Source organism: Sphingomicrobium nitratireducens (assembly GCF_026157035.1).
Taxonomy (GTDB): Bacteria; Pseudomonadota; Alphaproteobacteria; order Sphingomonadales; family Sphingomonadaceae; genus Sphingomicrobium; species Sphingomicrobium nitratireducens.
This window is the reverse complement of the sequence record NZ_JANJZA010000001.1, coordinates 1,323,057-1,342,047: the sequence shown is the minus strand read 5'-3', so window position 1 is coordinate 1,342,047 and position 18,991 is coordinate 1,323,057. Positions and strand designations below refer to the sequence as shown.

At 66.9% G+C, this 18,991-nt stretch carries 16 protein-coding genes; 4 read left to right on the top strand and 12 right to left on the bottom strand.

Annotated elements, in window-relative coordinates:
- Positions 1–118: 118 nt before the first annotated feature.
- Positions 119–2,158 carry an elongation factor G gene (locus tag NNY25_RS06950; RefSeq protein ID WP_265570621.1) on the top strand — a complete coding sequence of 680 codons (2,040 nt, stop codon included), beginning with the start codon at positions 119–121 and terminating at the stop codon, positions 2,156–2,158.
- Here the strand turns inward: NNY25_RS06950 and NNY25_RS06945 are convergent.
- The 4 genes from NNY25_RS06945 to NNY25_RS06930 are packed head-to-tail and all read right to left on the bottom strand — an operon-like array spanning position 2,155 to position 6,200.
- Entirely contained in the window at positions 2,155–2,946 is a 792-nt protein-coding gene (locus NNY25_RS06945; RefSeq protein ID WP_265570620.1) for a TIGR01459 family HAD-type hydrolase, read from the bottom strand. The genes NNY25_RS06950 and NNY25_RS06945 overlap by 4 nt on opposite strands.
- Complete coding sequence (locus tag NNY25_RS06940) at positions 2,943–4,265, bottom strand: dicarboxylate/amino acid:cation symporter (RefSeq protein ID WP_265570619.1); 1,323 nt, start codon at positions 4,263–4,265, stop codon at positions 2,943–2,945. Before NNY25_RS06940 ends, NNY25_RS06945 begins: the two co-directional genes overlap by 4 nt.
- 58 nt (positions 4,266–4,323) lie before the next feature.
- Positions 4,324–4,944, bottom strand: a complete 621-nt coding sequence (locus NNY25_RS06935; protein ID WP_265570618.1) for a glutathione S-transferase family protein — start codon at positions 4,942–4,944, stop codon at positions 4,324–4,326.
- Positions 4,941–6,200: a M24 family metallopeptidase gene (locus tag NNY25_RS06930; protein ID WP_265570617.1), complete on the bottom strand. Its 1,260-nt coding sequence runs from the start codon at positions 6,198–6,200 to the stop codon at positions 4,941–4,943. Before NNY25_RS06930 ends, NNY25_RS06935 begins: the two co-directional genes overlap by 4 nt.
- Positions 6,201–6,317: 117 nt before the next feature.
- On the opposite strand from NNY25_RS06930, the gene NNY25_RS06925 reads away from it, so the two are divergent.
- Complete coding sequence (locus tag NNY25_RS06925) at positions 6,318–7,541, top strand: multidrug effflux MFS transporter (RefSeq protein ID WP_265570616.1); 1,224 nt, start codon at positions 6,318–6,320, stop codon at positions 7,539–7,541.
- Between the two features lie 16 nt (positions 7,542–7,557).
- Here NNY25_RS06925 and recA read toward each other — a convergent pair whose 3' ends face one another.
- The 7 genes from recA to dapA form a co-directional block, all read right to left on the bottom strand.
- The gene (gene recA, locus NNY25_RS06920) at positions 7,558–8,631 is read right to left on the bottom strand and encodes a recombinase RecA (RefSeq protein WP_265570615.1); all 1,074 of its coding nucleotides are present in this window, start codon (positions 8,629–8,631) and stop codon (positions 7,558–7,560) included.
- Between the two features lie 102 nt (positions 8,632–8,733).
- A complete protein-coding gene (locus tag NNY25_RS06915; protein ID WP_265570614.1) occupies positions 8,734–9,087 on the bottom strand; it encodes a response regulator in 354 nt (117 codons plus the stop codon).
- 38 nt (positions 9,088–9,125) lie between these two features.
- Entirely contained in the window at positions 9,126–11,531 is a 2,406-nt protein-coding gene (locus tag NNY25_RS06910; RefSeq protein WP_420854322.1) for a hybrid sensor histidine kinase/response regulator, read from the bottom strand.
- Positions 11,532–11,538: 7 nt separating this feature from the next.
- A complete protein-coding gene (locus NNY25_RS06905; protein ID WP_265570613.1) occupies positions 11,539–13,608 on the bottom strand; it encodes a M13 family metallopeptidase in 2,070 nt (689 codons plus the stop codon).
- A gap of 29 nt (positions 13,609–13,637) precedes the next feature.
- Complete coding sequence (locus NNY25_RS06900; protein ID WP_265570612.1) at positions 13,638–14,195, bottom strand: DUF2062 domain-containing protein; 558 nt, start codon at positions 14,193–14,195, stop codon at positions 13,638–13,640.
- On the bottom strand, positions 14,188–14,658 hold the full coding sequence (gene smpB / locus NNY25_RS06895; protein ID WP_265570611.1) for an SsrA-binding protein SmpB: 471 nt from the start codon (positions 14,656–14,658) through the stop codon (positions 14,188–14,190). The genes NNY25_RS06900 and smpB overlap by 8 nt, the downstream gene beginning before the upstream one ends.
- Entirely contained in the window at positions 14,655–15,530 is an 876-nt protein-coding gene (gene dapA / locus NNY25_RS06890) for a 4-hydroxy-tetrahydrodipicolinate synthase (RefSeq protein ID WP_265570610.1), read from the bottom strand. The genes smpB and dapA overlap by 4 nt, the downstream gene beginning before the upstream one ends.
- Before the next feature lie 89 nt (positions 15,531–15,619).
- Here dapA and NNY25_RS06885 point away from each other — a divergent pair, with 89 nt between their 5' ends.
- On the top strand, positions 15,620–17,638 hold the full coding sequence (locus tag NNY25_RS06885; RefSeq protein ID WP_265570609.1) for a lytic transglycosylase domain-containing protein: 2,019 nt from the start codon (positions 15,620–15,622) through the stop codon (positions 17,636–17,638).
- Entirely contained in the window at positions 17,638–18,132 is a 495-nt protein-coding gene (greB, locus tag NNY25_RS06880; RefSeq protein ID WP_265570608.1) for a transcription elongation factor GreB, read from the top strand. Before NNY25_RS06885 ends, greB begins: the two co-directional genes overlap by 1 nt.
- Here greB and NNY25_RS06875 read toward each other — a convergent pair.
- Positions 18,129–18,893: a polyphosphate kinase 2 family protein gene (locus NNY25_RS06875; protein WP_265570607.1), complete on the bottom strand. Its 765-nt coding sequence runs from the start codon at positions 18,891–18,893 to the stop codon at positions 18,129–18,131. The genes greB and NNY25_RS06875 overlap by 4 nt on opposite strands.
- Positions 18,894–18,991: the final 98 nt, after the last annotated feature.

The window sequence follows — 18,991 nt, the reverse complement described above, 5'->3', positions numbered from 1 at the left end:
AAATCGTTTCGCCCCCTTGCCAAGTGCTGGCGGGAGTCCGACTCTACTCGTTTGGAAGCGCTAGCCGCTCCACTCGCGACTCGCGCTTCGTATCTTCGAGGCAAGGGGAGACGCGACCATGGGCACCACCAACGGCAATCAATCGGGTCACAGGCTGATCGCACTCGTCGGAGCGGCGGGTGCGGGGAAGACCAGTCTGGCGGAAGCTCTGTTGCATGCGGCCGGTGCCACCAACCGATTAGGGAAGGTCGACGAGGGAAACAGCATCGGTGACGCCAATGCCGAAGCGCGTGCGCGCGGCGGCTCGACCGAACTCAACCTCATGCATTTCTCCTATCTGGGCGAGGAATTCGGGATCGTCGATGCGCCGGGCGCGGTCGGCTTCTCGGCCGATGCGACGCGCGGCGTGGCGATCGCGGATCTCGCCATCGTCGTAGTCGATCCCGATCCCGCGCGAGCCCCGCTGGCCGCGCCGGCGTTGCGCACGCTGGACGAACTGGGCGTTCCCCACCTCGTCTTCGTCAATCGCATCGACCAGGCGCGCGGCAGCATCCGCGACCTCCTCGAAGCGCTGCAGCCGATGAGCGTCTCGCCGCTGATCGCGCGGCAACTGCCGATCCGCGACGGCGACAGGGTCACCGGCTTCGTCGACCTCGCGCTCGAACGCGCCTTCTCCTACCAGCCCGGCAAGGCGTCCGAACGGGTCGATATCCCCGACAATCTGAAATCCGAGGAGCAGGACGCGCGCACCCACATGCTCGAACAGCTCGCCGACCATGACGACACGCTGCTCGAGCAGTTGCTGATGGACGAGACGCCCGAGGACAAGCGCATCTTCGCCGACCTCCACCATGAGACCGAGGACAATCTGGGCGTGTCGGTGCTGTTCGGTTCGGCGACCGGCGAATGGGGCGTGCGACGCCTGCTCAAGGCGCTGCGCCACGACGGTCCGACCCACGAGATCACCGAGCAGCGCCTCTCGGTCGAGGCCCCTGCTCTCTACGGCATGAAGCTGTCCAACGGCAGCGCGGTCGGGCGGATGATGCTCGCGCGCAATTTCGGCGGCACCGTCAGCGAAGGCACCGAATACGGGACGCGCGGCGGCAAGACCGTCAAGATCGGCGCGATCCTGGCCGTCCAGGGCGACAAGACCGAAAAGCTCGGCGAGGCCGCGCCCGGCCAGGTCGTCGCCATCGCCAAGATCGAGAATTGGCGCGCGGGAGACTGGGTTGCCGAGGGCGGCAAACTGCCCCCGCCGGTCGAGATCGACCTGCCCGCGAAGAATGTCGCGCTCGCGATCGAACCGGAGGAGCGCAAGGACGACGTCCGCCTGACCAGCGCCCTCGCCAAGATCGTCGAGGAGGATGCCGGGCTCGGCGTCGAGCAGGACGGCCACGAGATCCGCCTGACCGGCGTTACCGAGGACCATGTCCGCACCGCGTTGCAGCGGCTCGAAAACCGTTACGGGGTCAAGGTCAAGTCGAAGCGCCCGCAGGTCGCCTACCGCGAATCGATCCGCAAGCCGGTCGAAGTGCGCGGGCGCCACAAGAAACAGTCGGGCGGCCACGGCCAGTATGGCGACGTGGTCATTTCCATTCGCCCGCTCGCGCGCGGCGAAGGCTTCCGCTTCACCGAACAGGTTAAGGGCGGCAACGTGCCGCGCCAGTATTTCCCCGCGGTCGAAGCCGGGGTGAAGGACGCGATGGAGAAGGGCCCGCTCGGCTTTCCGGTGGTGGACGTCGAGGTGACCCTGCTGGATGGCAGCTATCACAGCGTCGACAGTTCCGAACTCGCCTTCCGCACCGCGGGCCGCATCGCGATGAGCGACGCGCTCAAGGAGGCCAAGCCGCATCTTCTCGAACCGATGCACAAGCTCTCGATCGTCTGCCCGACCAATGCTTCGGGCAAGGTGTCGAGTTCGCTCGCGTCCCGGCGCGGCCAGATGCTCGGCATGGTTCCGCGCGACGGATGGGACGGATGGGACCGGATCGACATGATGCTGCCCACGGCAGAACTGGACGGGCTCGAGGCCGAGCTCCGCTCGCTCAGCCAGGGGCTGGCAAGCTACGAGGCCGAGTACGACCATCTGGCCGAGCTCAACGGCAGCCTCGCCGACCAGATCGTCGCGCGCGAGGCGGACGACACGCAGCCGGCCTAGAGTTCGCTGACCGTCATGATGGGGCGCCAGTCACCGAACTCGGCGCCCCATTCGTAATCCTCGCCCTCCTGTATCCCGCCGCGCACGAACACCGCGTCGAGTCCCATCCGGCACGCGCCCAGCATGTCGGTCATCGGCCCGTCGCCCACCATGACGGCTTCCTCGCGCGGGGGATTTCCGGCCAGCGCCAGCGCGTGCTCGAAGATCGGCGCCTCGGGCTTGCCGTAGAAGCGGACCCGCCCGCCATTTGCCGCGTGGGCATCCGCAAGCGCTCCCGCGCACACGAGCCGCTGGCCGCGATGGACGACGATCCGGTCGGGATTGAGGCAATGGAGCAGCATGTCGCGCATGCGCCACTCCTCGAGCTCGCCGGCATAGTCGGCGACCTCGTACCGATATTCGTCGAGGCCCGTCAGCGCGATCTCGTCATGCGGCTGCTGCGCAGTCGCGAACCGGACGCCATGCGCCTCGAGATCCTCGAAGTCGGCGCGCGTGCCAGCAAAGCCGACCGGACGCGGCGGGTGGGTCAGCGCCTCGATCCCTGCCTGCCCCGAGCTGGTCAGCGCATCCCAATGATCGGGCGACAGGCCCATCGCCTCCAGTTCGCGCTCGACCCGGTCGGCCGGACGCGGGGCGTTGGTGAGGATGATGACTTTGCGGCCTTCCCTGTGCCAGCGCTCGAAGCGCCCGGCGACCCCGTCGAACAGCCTCGCCCCGTCGTGGATCACCCCCCAGACATCGCACAGCACCGTGCGATATCTCGGGTCGAGATCGTCGAGCGGGTTCACGCCGCGGGCTGCGGCTCCGGCACCGCGTCGACCGGCTCGTCCTCGTGCGGCTCGCCGCGGCTGACCACGGTCGCGCAGGCAAGGTCGCCGGTGACGTTGAGCGTGGTGCGACACATGTCGAGGAAGCGGTCGACGCCCAGCACGATGCCGATGCCCTCGGGCGGCACGCCGACCATCGCGAGGATCAGCGCGACGACCGGAAGGCTGCCCGCCGGCACGCCCGCGGTTCCGATGCCGCCCAGGATGCACATCAGGAGCACGATCACCTGCTGCCCGATCGACAGTTCGACCCCGAAGAATTGCGCGAGGAACAGGACGGTGACGCCCTCGAAGATGGCGGTGCCGTTCTGGTTGGCGGTCGCGCCGATGGTCAACACGAAGCGCGCGACGCGGCGCGGAAGGTTCAGATTCTCGTCGGCGACCTTGAGCGCGTAAGGCAGCGTCGCGTTCGAGCTGGCGGTCGAAAACGCCATCACCATGGCCTCCTGCACGCCCTTGAAGAACCACACCGGCGAAACGCCGCCCGCGACGCGCAGCACGATAGGATAGACCACGAACATGTGCACGCCGAGCGCGAGCAGGACGACGCCGACATAGGCCGACAGGCGGATGAGCAGGTCCCATCCGAACACGGAGGCGAGGTTGAACATGAAGCAGGCGATGGCGATCGGCGCGAGGCGGATGATCCACATAATGAGCTTCATCGCGACGTGGAACACGCCCTCGATCGCGTCCTGCAGCCTGTTCGCCTGCGGCGTGTCGGTGACGAGAAGGCCGATGCCGAAGATCAGCGCGAACACCATCACGGCGAGAATGTCGTTGGCGCTCATCGCGGTGATGATGTTGGTCGGGATGAGCGCAAGGAAGGCGTCGGGCCCGGTCGGCATCTCGGCATTGCGCTGGATGATCGCGCCGGCCCCTTCGCGGGCGTCCTCGAGCAAGGAATTGGCAAGCGCAGGATCGACCCCTGCGCCCGGCGTGAAGACGTTGGCGACGGTCAGTGCGAGCACCACCGCGATGCCCGAAACGACGACGGTGAAGCCCAGCGTCTTCCAGCCCACGCGCTTGAGCTGTCGGACATCGCCCATCTCGGCGATCCCCACGACCAGCGCAGAGAAGAGTAGCGGGATGACCAGCATGAAGAGGAGCCGCAGGAAGATCTGCCCGATCGGTCCGGTCACGTAGGTGGTGAGGAAATCGACCCACCCCGCCCCTTGCGCGAAGGCGTTGGCGAACAGGCCGAACACCAGGCCGACCATGAAGCCGATCAGCATCTGCCACTGGAGCGGGATGCCGCCCTTCTTCGCTGCCACGTCCATGCTTGCTCCCCCTTCAGAAATTCGTCGCGCCTAGCTGTTGCGGGCCGCGCCCCTCGCGTCAACCGGCATAGGCATAGTCGCCGCCGCGTTCGAGCGCGCGCTGGTAGGCGGGGCGCTCGTGACAGCGCTTGAGCCAGGCCTCGATATTGGGACGGGCCTCGCCCAGCAGCCCGCGCGCCTGCGCCGCCTCGAGCGGGAAGCTCATCATCATGTCGGCGATCGTCAGCCGCTCGTCGGCGAACCAGGTCCGCCCTTCAAGCTCGTGCTCGACATAGTCGAGATGCTCCTCGATCCGCCGCTTCATGGGCTTGCGCGCGGGTAGCCCGAGAATCCCGAGCTTCATGACGACCAGCAGAACGAACATCGGCGGCAGCAGCGAGCCTTCGGCATAATGGAGGAACTGGGTGAAGCGCCGCGCCTCGTCGACGCTTTCGGGGCGCCCGAAACGCGCATGGGCCTCGGCGAGATGTTCGAGGATCGCCCCGCTTTCCACCCAGGTCACCTCGCCCTCTTCGAGGATCGGCGACTTGCCGAGCGGGTGGACCTTCCGCAGGCTGTCGGGCGCGCTCATGTCCTTGGCGCGCTCGTAGCGCTTGATCTCGTAGTCGAGCTTCAATTCCTCGAGCAGCCACAACAAGCGCTGCGAACGGCTATTCTCGAGGTGATGGACGATGATCATGCGGGACCTCCCGAGCGCCCGAGCGGCTCGTCGATGCTGGTGGGCGGAACCGAGAACCAGGTCGGGCCGGCTTCGGTCATGTGGAAACAGTCCTCGAGCCGGACGCCGAATTCGCCCGGAAGGTAGATGCCCGGCTCGTTGGAAAAGCACATGCCGGGGCGCAATGTTCCGGTTTCGCCGCGCACCAGGTTGATCGGTTCGTGGCCCTCCATGCCGATGCCATGACCGGTGCGGTGCGACGTGCCGGGTAGTGCGTAGTCGGGCCCGTAGCCGAGCGTAGCGTAATAGGCGCGCACCGCATCGTCGACACTGCCCGCGCTCGCTCCGAGCTGCGCCGCGCGGTTGGCGACCTGCTGCCCCTCCGCGACATGGTTCCAGACGTCGCGCTGCTTGGCACTCGGCGTCCCCATCACCCAGGTGCGGCTGATGTCCGACTGGTAGCCATGGACCTCGCAGCCCGTGTCGACCAGCACCACCTGCCCGGCCTCGAGTTTCTGCGGCTTGCCGGTGCCGTGGGGAAGCGCCGCCGCCGCGCCGAACAGGACCAGCGCCCAAGGGCTGCTCCCGCCGCGCGCCATCTGTTCGCTCGCCAACATCGCCTTGACGTCGCCCTCGGTCATGCCGGGCTTCACCTTGGGCATCACCGCGCCGATCGAGGCCAGCGTGATGTCGCTCGCCGCCTGCATCAGCGCGATCTCGGCGGGCGACTTGAACATCCGGCAGCCGCGCACGACCGGGTTCGCCGACACGATCCGCGCGCCCGGCAGTTCGGACTGGAGCCGGTCGAACAGGAAAAATCGGTTGGTTTCCTCCATCCCGACCTTGCGGTCGGCGAGCTTCTTCTCGTGAAGAAAGTCGGCGACCAGCCCCAGCGGCTCGACATGCTCGTGCCAGGTGCGGATCTCGGCGGGGACCGACAATGTCTCCTCGACCGAAGGCTTCTCGAAAAAGGGCGTGACGATGATCGGATCGCCCTCGACCGGGATCACCGCTCCTGTCAGGCGCTCCGAGCGCCACCACTGCACGCCGGTGAAATAGTCGAGGCTTGGCCCCGCTTCCACGAGGACCGCGCCAATCTCGTTCTTCGCCATTAGCGCCTGCGCCTTGGCGATGCGCGCAAGCCGTTCTGCGGACGAGATGGGCGCAGGAAGCGGGGCGCCATCCGCCTGCCATGCGGCCCGGGCCGGAAAGGACAAACCTGTCGCCGCAAAGAGCGCGCCCGACCCCAGCAACCACGAACGTCGATCGATCCTCATCGGCAGGCCTCCTCACTTCGCGCGTCGCTTGTTGCATGTTGCGCCCGCTTGGGCCAGCACGCGTCGATGGAAGCACCCGCCAGTCCCCCGCCCCGCGTCCGCTGCGGAAGCCGTGAGATGGTCGCCCTGCTCGCGGCCTTCATGGCGCTCAACGCCTTTGCGCTCGACACGATGCTGCCCGCGCTACCCGATATCGGCGACAGCCTCGGCGTCACCGAGGACAATCGCCGCCAGTGGGTGATCGTCGCCTACACGTTCGGCTTCGGGACCAGCCAGCTCCTGTGGGGGCCGCTCGCCGACCGCTTCGGGCGCAAGCCCGTCCTGACCGCGGGCATCTTGCTCTACGCCGCGTTCGCCGTGGTGTGTGCGACCGCGCGCGACTTCACGCTGCTGGTCGCCGCGCGCTTCGGCATGGGCGCGGCAGGCGCGGTCAGCCGCGTCCTCGTCACCGCGATCGTGCGCGACCTCTACGAGGGCGAGGCGATGGCGCGGATCATGAGCCTGACCTTCATGGTGTTCATGGTCGTACCCGTCATCGCCCCGTCGGTGGGCCAGGGCATCCTCTTGGTCGGCAGCTGGCGCATCATCTTCTGGGCGCTGGGCGCCTACGGGCTGCTCGTCCTCCTTTGGGGGACGTTGCGCCTGCCCGAGACGCTCCACCCCGAATATCGTCGCTCGCTCGATCCGCGCGACATCGGCCGCGCGATCGCCATCGCGGCCACCGACCGCCTGTCGGTCGGCTACACGCTGGGGCTCGCCGCCATCTTCACCACGCTGATCGCCTATCTCGCCTCGATCCAGCAGATCGTCGACCAGGTGTTCGGCGCGGCCTCGTCGATCGGGATCGTGTTCGCCGCGATCGCCGGCCCGATGGGCCTGGCCAGCTGGGCCAACAGCCGCATCGTCACGCGCTACGGTCTCCACCATGTCGGCCATTGGGGCATGGTCGGGTTCGCGGCAATCGCGCTGGCCCACCTCGCCTGGCATTTTGCGGTCGGGTCGAGCCTCGTCTCCTTCACCCTGTTCATGTCGGCGATGCTGGTCTGCTTCGCCTTCACCACCGCCAATTTCGGCACGCTGGCAATGACCAACATGGCCTCGGTCGCAGGGACCGCCAGCTCGGTCCAGGGCATGGTGGGGACGATCGTCGCCGCCGCGATCGGGCTTTATATCGGCCAACATTTCGACGGCACGGTGACGCCTTACCTGTCGGGCGTCGCGCTGTGCGGCATCGCCGCGGTTGCTATCGTCCTTGCGACCGAACGCGGAAAGCTGTTCGCCGAGCTCCCGAAACAACGAAGCCCGGAGCAGGAACGCTGCCCCGGGCCCGAAGGAAGTTAGCGGCAGGACCCGCCGATCAGGCGTCGTCTTCGGGTTCCGGCCCCGTCATCATCGCTTCCTCGACCACCGCGGTCTTGCCGCGGATCGCGTCCTCGATGCGCTTGGCGACATCGGGATTTTCCTTGAGGAAGGTCTTGGCGTTTTCGCGCCCCTGACCGATGCGGGTGCTGTCGTAGCTGAACCAGCTGCCCGACTTCTCGACCAGGCCGGCCTTGACGCCGAGGTCGAGGATTTCGCCCATCTTGGACACGCCTTCGCCATACATGATGTCGAACTCGACCTGCTTGAACGGCGGCGCGACCTTGTTCTTGACGACCTTCACGCGGGTCGCGTTGCCGACGATGTCGTCGCGATCCTTGATCTGGCCGGTACGGCGGATATCGAGACGGACAGAGGCGTAGAATTTCAGCGCGTTGCCACCCGTCGTCGTCTCGGGATTGCCGTACATCACGCCGATCTTCATGCGCACCTGGTTGATGAAGATGACGGTGGTCTTCGAACGATTGATCGAGCCGGTCAGCTTGCGCAGCGCCTGGCTCATCAGGCGGGCCTGGAGGCCGACATGGCTGTCGCCCATCTCGCCCTCGATCTCGGCCCTGGGCACCAGCGCGGCGACCGAATCGACCACCAGCACGTCGATCGCGTTCGAACGCACCAGCGTGTCGACGATCTCAAGCGCCTGCTCGCCCGTATCGGGCTGCGAGACGATCAGCTCGTCGATGTCGACGCCCAGTTTCTTGGCATAGACCGGATCGAGCGCATGTTCGGCGTCGACGAAGGCCGCAGTGCCGCCTTCCTTCTGCGCCTCGGCGATGGCGTGCAGCGCCAGCGTCGTCTTGCCCGAGCTTTCCGGCCCGTAAATCTCGATGATGCGACCGCGCGGCAGGCCGCCGACGCCCAGCGCGATGTCGAGGCCGAGGCTGCCGGTCGAGATGGTCTCGATCTCGATCTTCTCGCGGCTGCCCAGCTTCATGGCCGAGCCCTTGCCGAACGCGCGGTCGATCTGCGCGAGGGCGGCGTCGAGCGCCTTCTGACGTTCGCTGTTCACTTTGTCTCCGTCCGAATTCACGACTTTGAGCTGGGCTGCCATGATGTGTCCCCTTTCGTCAACGGGCGCGACCTTCTCGCCCGGTCATGACGAACCCGTACCGTATTTGTTCTCATGGAACAAGAGGGGAACAAAAGAAAGTTTTCAGGCGAGCGACAGGGTTTCGGCGAGCAGCGGCTTCACGCGATCGATCGTATAGGGCTTGGCGAGTACCGGGATGCTCTCGAACCCTGCCGGCGGTTCCTCGACATGGCCGCCGCTCGCCAGAATGAAGGGCACCCCCGCCTCCTGCAGCTTGCGCGCCACCGGCCAGACGCTCTCGCCGCGCAGGTTGACGTCGAGGATCGCCGCGTCGATCCCGCCACGCTCGACCGCCGCGAGGCCTTCCTCGACGCTCTCGCAGGTCGCGACCACCTCGTGACCGAGCGTGTCGAGGAAATCCTCGAGCATCATCGCGATCAATGGTTCGTCCTCGACAATCAGGATGCGGCTACTCATGGCGTCTCGATAGCGCGAGCATCCGCCGCACGCCAAGTCTATTTCTCGGCGAGCACCGCGCGCACCGCCTCGGCCAGCTCCTGGACCGAGAAGGGCTTGGGCAGGAAGGCGACATTGTCGATGTCGATCGATTTCCTGAGCTGTTCCTCGGCATAGCCTGACATGAACAGGATCGGCAGGTCGGGCCGGTCCTTGCGCGCCTCGCGCCCCATCGTCGGCCCGTCCATCAAGGGCATCACCACGTCGGAGACGAGCAGCGAGACATCGTTGCCTCCCTCGAGCAGTTCGAGCGCCTCTTCGCCGTTGGTCGCGGTCAGCACTGTGTAGCCATGGCGAGTGAGCGCGCGTTCGGCGACGGTTCGCACCATCGGTTCGTCCTCGACCAGCAGAATCGTACCCGTGCCCCACAATTCGCTGTCCTCGTCGGGCGCCTTTGGCGCGCGCGCCTTGGATTCGGCCGCACTGACCTCGTGGACGGGCAAGTAGATGACGAATTTGGTCCCCTCGCCCACCTTGCTGTCGGCGAAGATGAAGCCGCCCGACTGCTTGACGATGCCGTAGACGGTCGACAGGCCGAGCCCGGTGCCCTTGCCGACTTCCTTGGTGGTGAAGAAGGGCTCGAAGATCTTGCCCAGCACCGAGGGCGGAATCCCGGATCCGGTGTCGGCGATCGAGATGGCGGAATAGTCGGCGACCGGCAGGATCTCGCTGCCAATGTCTGCGACCTGTTCCGCCCTCACCGAATAGGTCTGGATGGTAAGCGTGCCGCCGCCCTTGTCGAGCATCGCGTCGCGCGCGTTGACAGCGAGGTTGACGATCACCTGTTCGAGCTGGCCCGGATCGGCACGCACCGCCCCGAGGGCGCGGCCGTGCTTGACCTTCAATTCGACCGTCTCGCCGAGCAGGCGCTTCAGGAGGTGGCTGACCTCGCTGACGACGTCGGGAAGCTGGAGCACCTGGGGGCGCAACGTCTGCTGGCGCGAGAAAGCGAGCAGCTGGCGCGTCAGGCCGGCCGCGCGGTTGGCGTTCGACTTGATCTGCTGGATGTCGTCGTAGTCGCTGTCGCCCGGCGTGTGGCGCATCAGCATCAGGTCGCAATGGCCCAGGATCGCGGTGAGGATGTTGTTGAAGTCGTGCGCGACGCCGCCCGCCAGTTGCCCGACTGCCTGCATCTTGGTCGCCTGCGCGATCTGGCGTTTGAGCTTGGCTTCCTCGCTATTGTCCTTGAGCAGCAGGAGCACCGCCGCGTCCCCGATCCCGCGCAGCCCCGCGACGGTCAGCGCGACCGGCTCCTTGGGCTGGCTTGACAGACGTACGGCTAGGTCGACCGACATGGACGGACCGCGCACGTGGCGGCGTACCGTGTCCGCGACCGCCGCCTTGTCTTCCTTGACGACGAGGTCGCCGGGATAGGAAGGCGCCTCGGTCGGCACGATGCCCGCCGCCACGCGAAACGCCTTGTTCATCGTCAGGAAGCGCCCGTCGCGGTCGACCAGTGCAAGGCCCAGCGGGAGCATCTCGAGGAGGACCTGGACGTTGTCGCTGGTCGCCAGCCCGGCCTGTTCGTGCGATTCGAACATCAGGAGCGTACCCGCCCCGCCCTCGCGGGTGGGGTCGAGCGGGACGTGGACGGCGCGCATCACCGGCGCCTGTTCGCCTTCCGCGAGCAGCTGGATATGCCCGTCCTCGGTAGTGGCGACGAGATCGGAAAAGCGCGGGCGCCCGCGCGGCCGCTCGCGCACCGCGCGGACGGAGAACGGCTTGTTGGCCGCCAGCAGCAGCCCGCGATCGTCGACCAAAGCGGCCAGCACGCCTGCCGAGGCGAGCCGCTCGCCGGTCACGCCGGCGATGCGCTTGGCGGCGACCTGAAGGATGTCGGGCTTGGACGCGCGCGGGAAATGCCACAGAAGCATCGGCGTGCCGCCGCCGATGCGGCGGATGTCGACGTGGAGCGGCGGTCCACCTGCTCCGATGCCGGACGCGCTCCCCTCGCCCTCGCGCATCGCCAGTTCGCGCGCCGCAGCAAGCGCCTCGCGCCCGTCTTCGTCGGTGGCGAGGTCAAGCGGCGAGGCCACCTCGCGGAAACGGTGGCGGTAGGCGGCGTTGGCCGACACGGGGCGTCCCGAACTGTCGGTGACGACCGCGGCTTCCTCGGTCAGCGACAGGGCCGCCGACACGAGCATCAGGTCGGGTGGCGCGCCGAGCGCCAGCGGCAGCGCAGCGATCGCTTCGCCCGTCGCGGCGCGGCGACGGTCGATCAATGCGGCGACCCCGATGATCGTCGCCAGCACCGCAAAGAAGATGCCGGCCGCCACGGGGCGACCGGCCAGAAGGAGGAGCAGCACACCGCTGGCCGCTGCGGCGGCGACCAGCACCGGCACGAGCCAGCGCGGGCCGCCATCGTCGGGCAGGCCGTCGATCAGCGCGGTGTGCCGCTCCAGCACCCTTCGCTTACCAGACCGTCACGCGCTTTTCGGGCGGCAGGTACATCTTGTCCTCCGGGGTCACTCCGAAGGCGTCATACCATGCGTCGAAGTTGCGCACGACCCAGGTCCGCTGCACCGACGGCGAGTGGCTGTCGGTCTTGAGGCGGTTCTTGAGTTCTTCGTCGCGATAGTTGCGACGCCACACCTGCGCCCAGCCCATGAAGAAGCGCTGGTCGCCGGTGAAGCCGTCGATGACCGGAGCTTCCTTGCCGCCGAGCGAGGCCTTGTAGGCATCGTAGGCGACCGCAAGACCGGCCAGATCGCCGATATTCTCGCCAAGTGTGAACTCGCCGTCGACGAATTCGCCCGGGAAGACCTCGTAGAGATTATACTGGTCCACCAGTGCCTTGCCGCGGTTCGTGAAGTTCTCGTAGTCGGACTCGCTCCACCAGTTGATGAGGTTGCCGCTCGAGTTGTACTTCGCGCCCTGGTCGTCGAAGTGATGGCTGATCTCGTGCCCGATCACCGCGCCGATACCGCCATAGTTGATCGCCGGGTCGGCATTCGGATCGAAGAAGGGCGGCTGCAGGATCGCGGCCGGGAAGACGATCTCCATCTGGCCGAAATTGGCGTAGGCGTTGACCGTCATCGGCGCCATGCCCCACTCCCAGCGGCGCAGCGGCTCGCCGAGCTTGGCCAGCGCGTCCTCGTGACCCCAGACGCGGGCGCGCAACGCGTTTCCGAACGCGTCGCCCTCAACCATTGTCAGTCCTTCATAGGGCTGCCACTTGTCGGGATAGCCGATCTTGACGGTGAACTTGTCGAGCTTGTCCTCGGCCTGCGCCTTGGTCGCGTCGGCCATCCACTCGGCGTTACGGATGCGCATGCGCATCGCGTCGACCACGTTGTCGACCAGCTTCTTCATCTCGGCCTTGGTCTCGGCGGTGAAATGCTTCTCCGCATAGGCCTTGCCGACATCGTCGCGCAGCGAGCCCGAGACGAAGTTGACCGCGCGCTTCCAGCGTTCCTGCTGGGCGGGCGTGCCCGACAGGACCGTTCCGTTGAACGCGAAGTCGCGCTTGTCGATCTCGGTCGGCAAGTAGGCCGACAGGCTCGAGAGCGAGCGGACGGTGAGGATGTCCTTGAGCACCTGCAGATCGGTCTGCGAGGCGATCTTGACGCCGGCGGCGACCGATTCGGGGGTCATGATGTTGAGTTCGGTGAACTCGGGGCCCGAGGCGGCGGCGAAGGCGTCCCAGTCGAACTCGGGCGCCAGCGCCTCGAGGTCGGCATAGCTGCGAAGATTATAGGTCTTCTCGCTGTCCGACAGCGCGTTGCGGTCCCAGTGGACCTCGGCCAGCTTGGTCTCGTAGGCGAGGATCGCCTCGGCGCGCGCGCGGGCGTTCTCGGCCCCGGTGAAGCCCAGCATGTCGGCGAGATAGTCGACATAGGCCGCACGCGTTTTGGCGAAGCGCTCATTGTCCTCGAGATAATAGTCGCGGTCCGGAAGCCCGGTCCCCGACTGGTAGAGGTTGAGCACGTAACGCTCCGAATTGCCGCTGTCCTGGCCGACGAACCAGCCCACCGGCGCGCCGCCGATGCTCAGGCGATCGGCCTTTCCGACCATCGTCGCATAGTCCGAGAAGCTCTCGATCGCAGCGATCTCGTCGAGCCAGGGCTGGATCGGGGCAAGACCGAGCGCGTCGATGCGCGCCGTATCGAGATAGGAGCGGTAGGCAACACCGACGCGGCTGGCGGGATCGTTGGCCGCCTGCTCGATGATCGCGCGGGTGTGCAGCTTCGAGAGGTCGTCGAGGCGGCCGAACATGCCGTAGTTCGACTTGTCCTCGGGGATGGGCGTGTTGGCCGCCCAGGTGCCGTTGGCCCACTTGTAGAAGTCGTCGCCCGCATCGACCGTCCGGTCCATGCCGGCCACATCGAAGCCGAAGGTGCCAAGTTCGGGCTCGCCCGCGGGCTCGGCGGCAACCTGCTCGATCGGTGCGGCAGTCTCGCTGGCGCTGGCGGTTTCGCCATACTGGCCCGAACAGGCAGCAAGCGCGCTCGAAGCGAGCAGAAGGGTCGTCAAACGGATCATTCAAAGCTCCTGAAATATAAGGGAGAGTTCTATTCCTCGCGCGCAGGACGCTGTCGCCACTTGCGCGATACCCACAAGCGCCATCCGACCAACGACACGCCCCACGCGACGAATGCGGACACGACGGCGATCACGAACAAGCCGACCATCATCGACGGAGCGGCGGCGGAAAAGGTCCACTCGATCCATTCGCTGATCGGCGCATGACTTCTCAGGAGGTCGAAGAACGCCGAATTGTCGGTCGGGAAACCGAACAGGCTGCCCGTCTCGAGCGCCGCGATCAGGAAGAAGGGCGTCGTCACCGGGTTCGAGATCCAGGTCACCGCGGCCGCCACAGGGATATTGGCGCGCATCGGGATCGACATCATCGTCGCGCCGATCATCTGGAGGCCCGGGATCATCAGGAAGATGCCGATGAAGGTGCCCGCGAAGATCGCGCGCGGGACGCTGCGCCGCGTGAACCGCCAATATTCCGACGCTAGGATGTAGTGGCGCACCGGCTTGAGCCAGCGGCTCTGCGCCAACTCGTGACGCGAGGGCGCGTGGCGCTTGAGCCAGTCGGCGAGGAACGTCTTCGACCTAGCCATGGCTGCGCATCACCCGCGCCTGCTCGCGCTTCCAGTCGCGTTCCTTGATCGCGGCACGCTTGTCGTGCGCCTTCTTGCCCCGGGCGAGCGCGACCTCGACCTTCGCGCGGCCGTCCGAATTGAAATAGATCGACAACGGGATGAGCGTCATTCCCTGCCGCGTGATCGCGCCATGCAGCTTGCTGATCTCGCGGCCGTGGAGGAGCAATTTGCGGCGGCGACGCGGTTCGTGGTTGAGGCGGTTGCCGTGGCTGTATTCGGGGATGTTGGCGTTGACGAGCCACGCCTCGCCATCCTCGATCGTGGCGTAGCTTTCCTTGATCGACCCCTCGCCCACGCGCAGTGCCTTGACCTCGGTGCCCTTCAGTTCGATCCCGGCCTCGAAGCGTTCCTCGACACTGTAATCGTAGTGCGCCTTGCGGTTGTCGGCGACCACCTTCACCTTGTTGAAGGCCTTGCTCATCCGGTGAGCCCCGCAATCTCCAGCGCCTCGTCGATCGCGCGCTTGGACGCGTCCGAGGCCTCGGTCATCGGCAGGCGCAGTTCGCCCGGAAATTCGGGACGGATGCGCGACAGCGCATACTTGGCAGGGGCCGGCGAGGCATCGCTGAACAGCGCCGCGTGGAGCGGATAGAGCCGGTCCTGGAGCGCCAGCGCATCGTCCCAGCGCCCCTCGCGTGTCGCCGCCTGGAAGTCGCTGCAAAGCTTGGGCGCGACATCGGCAGTGACCGACACGCAGCCCACGCCGCCCATGACGTTGAAGCCCAGCGCCATGTCGTCATTGCCCGACAGCTGGACGAAGTCGGTGCCGCAGGCGAGCCGCTGCGCCGTGACGCGCGCGAGGTTGCCGGTGGCGTCCTTGACCCCGATCACCGCCTCGAGCGCCGCAAGCCTGCCCATCGTCTCGACCGCGATGTCAGTAATGGTGCGCGAGGGCACGTTGTAGAGGACGATCGGGAAACCGAGGTCGGCGACCGCCGCAAGATGCGCGTAGATGCCGTCCTGGTTCGGGCGGTTGTAATAAGGCGGGACATGGAGCGCCGCATCGGCACCCGCCTCCATCGCCGCCTTGGTCAGCTTGATCGCCTTGGCGGTGTCGTTCGCCCCGCAGCCCGCCAGGACGGGCACGCGCCCGTTCGCCGTCTCGACCGCGATGGTGATCAGCCGCTTGTGCTCCTCGTCCGTGAGCGTCGCGTTCTCGCCGGTCGTGCCGCACGGCACGAGCCCGTTCGACCCCTGTTCGATCTGCCAGTCGACGAAGGAAGCATAGGCGTCCTCGTCGATTCGCCCCCCCTTGAACGGGGTGACGAGCGCCGGGATCGATCCGAAAAACATGGGATTGGTCCTTTCCGTGGAACATCCTGCCGAGTAATCCGTCGGCAGCATGTATGCGTTCATCGACTGATAAGGACGGCAAGGGCACCATGTCCAGCATGAGGCGCTCGACCATTTTTACCGCCGTCGCACTTTTGAGCTCGGCAGCCACCGCGTCCCAGATGGGCGGCGCGACCCCTGCCATGCAGGCCAGCGCGACGGCCGATCCGCTCGCGCCGCTCGTGCGAGTCCCTTCCACCGCCGAAATCCACGCGGCAATCGCCAGCTGGCAACGCCTCTCGCGCGACCGGGCACCCGCCTTTGCCGACGCCGCGCGCTTCGCGATCAATTATCCCGACTGGCCGGGCGTCTGGTCCGAAAATGGCGGCGATTCGATCCGCAAGCGCGCCGAGCTTCGCCTCGATGCGAGTGCACCCGCTCCGCTGGTCGCCGACTTCTTCCGCCAGCGCGCGCCCCAGACCGCGATGGGCTGGACCCGGCTGGCCGTCTCCTATGCAGCCCTGGGGCGCAACGCCGAGGCGCTCGCCGCCGCGCGCGCCGCCTGGCGCCATCCCGATCTCTCGAGCGAGGATTACGAGCTCGTCCGCACCCGCTTCGCGAACCAGTTGACCATCGCCGACCATGACGCGCGCATCGATGCCTTGCTGTTCGACAAGCAGGTCTCGCGCGCCGAGGCGATGCTCGCCAGCGCCAGCCCCGCGCGCCGTGCCGTGTTCGACGCGCGCATCGCCTTGCAGCGCGGGTCGGCCGACGCCGCCGACAAGTTCGCGCGCGTCTCCGGGTTCGCCGCGTCCGATGCGGGTCTCCTGATGGACCGCGCGCGCTATTTCCGCCTGCGCGGCGACGAAGCGGGCGCGCAGTCCATCCTCGCCCAGCCCCACCAGTTCACCCAGCGCCCGACCGACGTCGACAAGTGGTACGAGATGGTGCTGCTCGCCGCCGAGGGCGCGGCGAACCGCGGTGCCTGGGCGACCGCCTACAATATCGCGCGCCAGGTCGACGACGCGTTCGCGCCGGGAGAGGATTTGCGCCTCCAGTCCTACGGCGTGCGCGACAAGTACACGTCGCTCACCTGGCTCGGCGGGCGCATCGCGCTCGATCGCCTTGCCCGGCCACGCGATGCGGCCAGCCTGTTCGCCATGTATGCGGGCGGCGGCCGTTCGCTGCAGGTGGCCTCGAAGGGCCGCTACTGGGCGGGCCGCGCGCTGGCGCAGGCGGGAGATGTCGCGGGAGCGAACGCGCAGTTCGAACAGGCCGCGCAGTGGCCCGACCTCTTCTACGGCCAGCTCGCGCTCGAGCGTCTGGGCCGCGAGATCCCGGTGCCGCCGTCGATGCCGATGGTCTCGGTGTCGACCGAGGCGCGCCAGGCTTTCGCCGCCAACAGCCTCGTCATCGCCATGTCCGCGCTCGGCCGCGACCGCGATGCGCAGGCCCTGTTCGTGCGCGCGCTGTCGGAATCGATCGACGGGGACGAGGAACGCTTCCTCGCCGCAGACTATGCGACGCGCATCGGCCGCCCCGACCTTGCCGTGTGGACCGCGCGTTCGGCGCGCAACGCGGGCGTTCCCTTCTACTACCGCGAAGCCTTTCCGCTCCACGCCTCGGGCGCCCCCGGCGGGCAGGAATGGAGCTTCGCCCACGGCATCACCCGCCAGGAAAGCTCGTTCGACCGCAGCGCGGTGAGCCACGCCAACGCCTATGGGATGATGCAGCTCTTGCCCTCGACCGCGCGCGACCAGGCAAGGAAGCTCGGCGTGCCCTACGATTTCGGGCGGCTGACCAGCGACCCCGATTACAACGTCCGGCTCGGCAGCGCGTACCTCAAATGGCTGGTCGACTATTGGAACGGTAATCTGCCGCTCGCCATCGCCAGCTACAATGGCGGCATGGGCAATGCGGCCAAGTGGGTGAAGCGCTACGGCGACCCGCGCTCGCCCGGCGTCGACACGGTCGAATGGATCGAACAGATCCCGTTCGGCGAGACGCGCAGCTACGTCCAGCGCGTGATAGAGAACGCGGCTGTCTACGACCGGCTGAACCCGCACGTCCCGCGGTACGGCGCGGTCCACGTCTCGCGCCACCTCGGCAAGTTCAACCGGCCCGGCTGATGGGCGAGGCCAGGCGGCCGCGCTACATCACTCCGGACGGTTTCGCCCGGATCCGCGCGGAATATGACAAGCTGTTCGGCGAGGAACGCCCCAAGCTGGTCGAGACGATCAGCTGGGCGGCGGGCAATGGCGACCGTTCGGAGAATGGCGACTATATCTACGGTCGCAAGAAGCTGCGCGAAATCGATCGCCGCCTCGGCTACCTCTCGAAGGTCATGAAGGACGCCAAGGTCGTCGATCCGGCCAGGGCCGAGCGCCGCGACGAAATCCGCTTCGGCGCCACGATCACCCTGGTCGACGAGGACGATCACGAACGCGTCGTCACCATTGTCGGCGACGACGAGGCCGAAGCGGGCGACGGCCGCATCGGCTGGTCCGCCCCCCTCGCCCGCGCCTTCATCGGTGCCAGGGTCGGCGACGAACGCAGCGTCCGGCTGCCTGCCGGCGAGCGCTTCTACGAAGTCATCGAGATCCGCTACCCGACCGCGCGCTAGGCGTCGGCGACCAGCTTCACGACATTGTCGACCTGCCCCGGCGGCGCGCCCGGCAGGCGTTTTTCGAACTCGTCCGCGATCAGCGACAGCGCCGCGATGCGCGCCCCGCGCTTGTCGTCGCCGTTGACGAGGTGCCAAGGTGCCCAGCGCGAATCGGTCTGCGCGAACAGTTCGTTCCAGGCCGCACGATAGTCGGTGCGCTTCTGGCTCGAGAGCAGGTCGTGCGTGGTGACGAGATGCTTGAGCCAAGGGTCGCGCTGGCGCTCCTCGATCCGCTCGCGCTGCACCGCCGAGGAGACGTGGAAGAACAGCTTGACGACGATCGTGTCGTGATCGCCCTGCTGCGCTTCGAACTCGTTGATCTCGTCGCAGTAACGCGCGAGCCGAGCTTCATCGATCCGCCCTGCGACGCGGTTGTCGGCGAGCTTGCGATACCAGCTGTGGAAATAGAGGCTCGTGTCGCCGCCGCTCGGCAGGTTGGCCCAGAAGGGAGCGAGCCAGTGGCGGTCCTCGTCGAACGATTCGTCATGGCTGACGCACAAGGTGCGCACGTGGCACGGGTCCCAGCTCGCGACGAGCCGCTTCAATGCGGCCTTGAGCCCCGAGCCTTCCCAGCCCTCGAACAGGACGATGGCGCGGCGCTTGTGAACCTTCTGCGCGATCTGCAGGCGCGCGAGACGCTCCTGCAGAGCGGTCAGCTCTGCCTGGTAGTCGCCCGTGAACGGAGCCCCCCGTCCGGCCTCGGTTAACTCGATCGGCACATCGTGGAGTTAACCGCAGCCACGCAAAACGCCTAGTCCGTTGTGACGAGGGGACATTCTTTCTCGACCAGCTGTGGCGCGCGTGCCGCAGCTTGTTG

Bases quoted from the DNA above. Each gene is read 5' to 3' on its own strand.
- dapA (WP_265570610.1), bottom strand. From the start codon at position 15,530: ATGTTTTTCGGATCGATCCCGGCGCTCGTCACCCCGTTCAAGGGGGGG.
- smpB (WP_265570611.1), bottom strand. From the start codon at position 14,658: ATGAGCAAGGCCTTCAACAAGGTGAAGGTGGTCGCCGACAACCGCAAG.
- NNY25_RS06930 (WP_265570617.1), bottom strand. From the start codon at position 6,200: ATGAGGATCGATCGACGTTCGTGGTTGCTGGGGTCGGGCGCGCTCTTT.
- NNY25_RS06915 (WP_265570614.1), bottom strand. From the start codon at position 9,087: ATGAGTAGCCGCATCCTGATTGTCGAGGACGAACCATTGATCGCGATG.
- greB (WP_265570608.1), top strand. From the start codon at position 17,638: ATGGGCGAGGCCAGGCGGCCGCGCTACATCACTCCGGACGGTTTCGCC.
- NNY25_RS06935 (WP_265570618.1), bottom strand. From the start codon at position 4,944: ATGATCATCGTCCATCACCTCGAGAATAGCCGTTCGCAGCGCTTGTTG.
- recA (WP_265570615.1), bottom strand. From the start codon at position 8,631: ATGGCAGCCCAGCTCAAAGTCGTGAATTCGGACGGAGACAAAGTGAAC.
- NNY25_RS06905 (WP_265570613.1), bottom strand. From the start codon at position 13,608: ATGATCCGTTTGACGACCCTTCTGCTCGCTTCGAGCGCGCTTGCTGCC.
- NNY25_RS06900 (WP_265570612.1), bottom strand. From the start codon at position 14,195: ATGGCTAGGTCGAAGACGTTCCTCGCCGACTGGCTCAAGCGCCACGCG.
- NNY25_RS06940 (WP_265570619.1), bottom strand. From the start codon at position 4,265: ATGGACGTGGCAGCGAAGAAGGGCGGCATCCCGCTCCAGTGGCAGATG.
- NNY25_RS06885 (WP_265570609.1), top strand. From the start codon at position 15,620: ATGTCCAGCATGAGGCGCTCGACCATTTTTACCGCCGTCGCACTTTTG.
- NNY25_RS06950 (WP_265570621.1), top strand. From the start codon at position 119: ATGGGCACCACCAACGGCAATCAATCGGGTCACAGGCTGATCGCACTC.
- NNY25_RS06925 (WP_265570616.1), top strand. From the start codon at position 6,318: ATGGTCGCCCTGCTCGCGGCCTTCATGGCGCTCAACGCCTTTGCGCTC.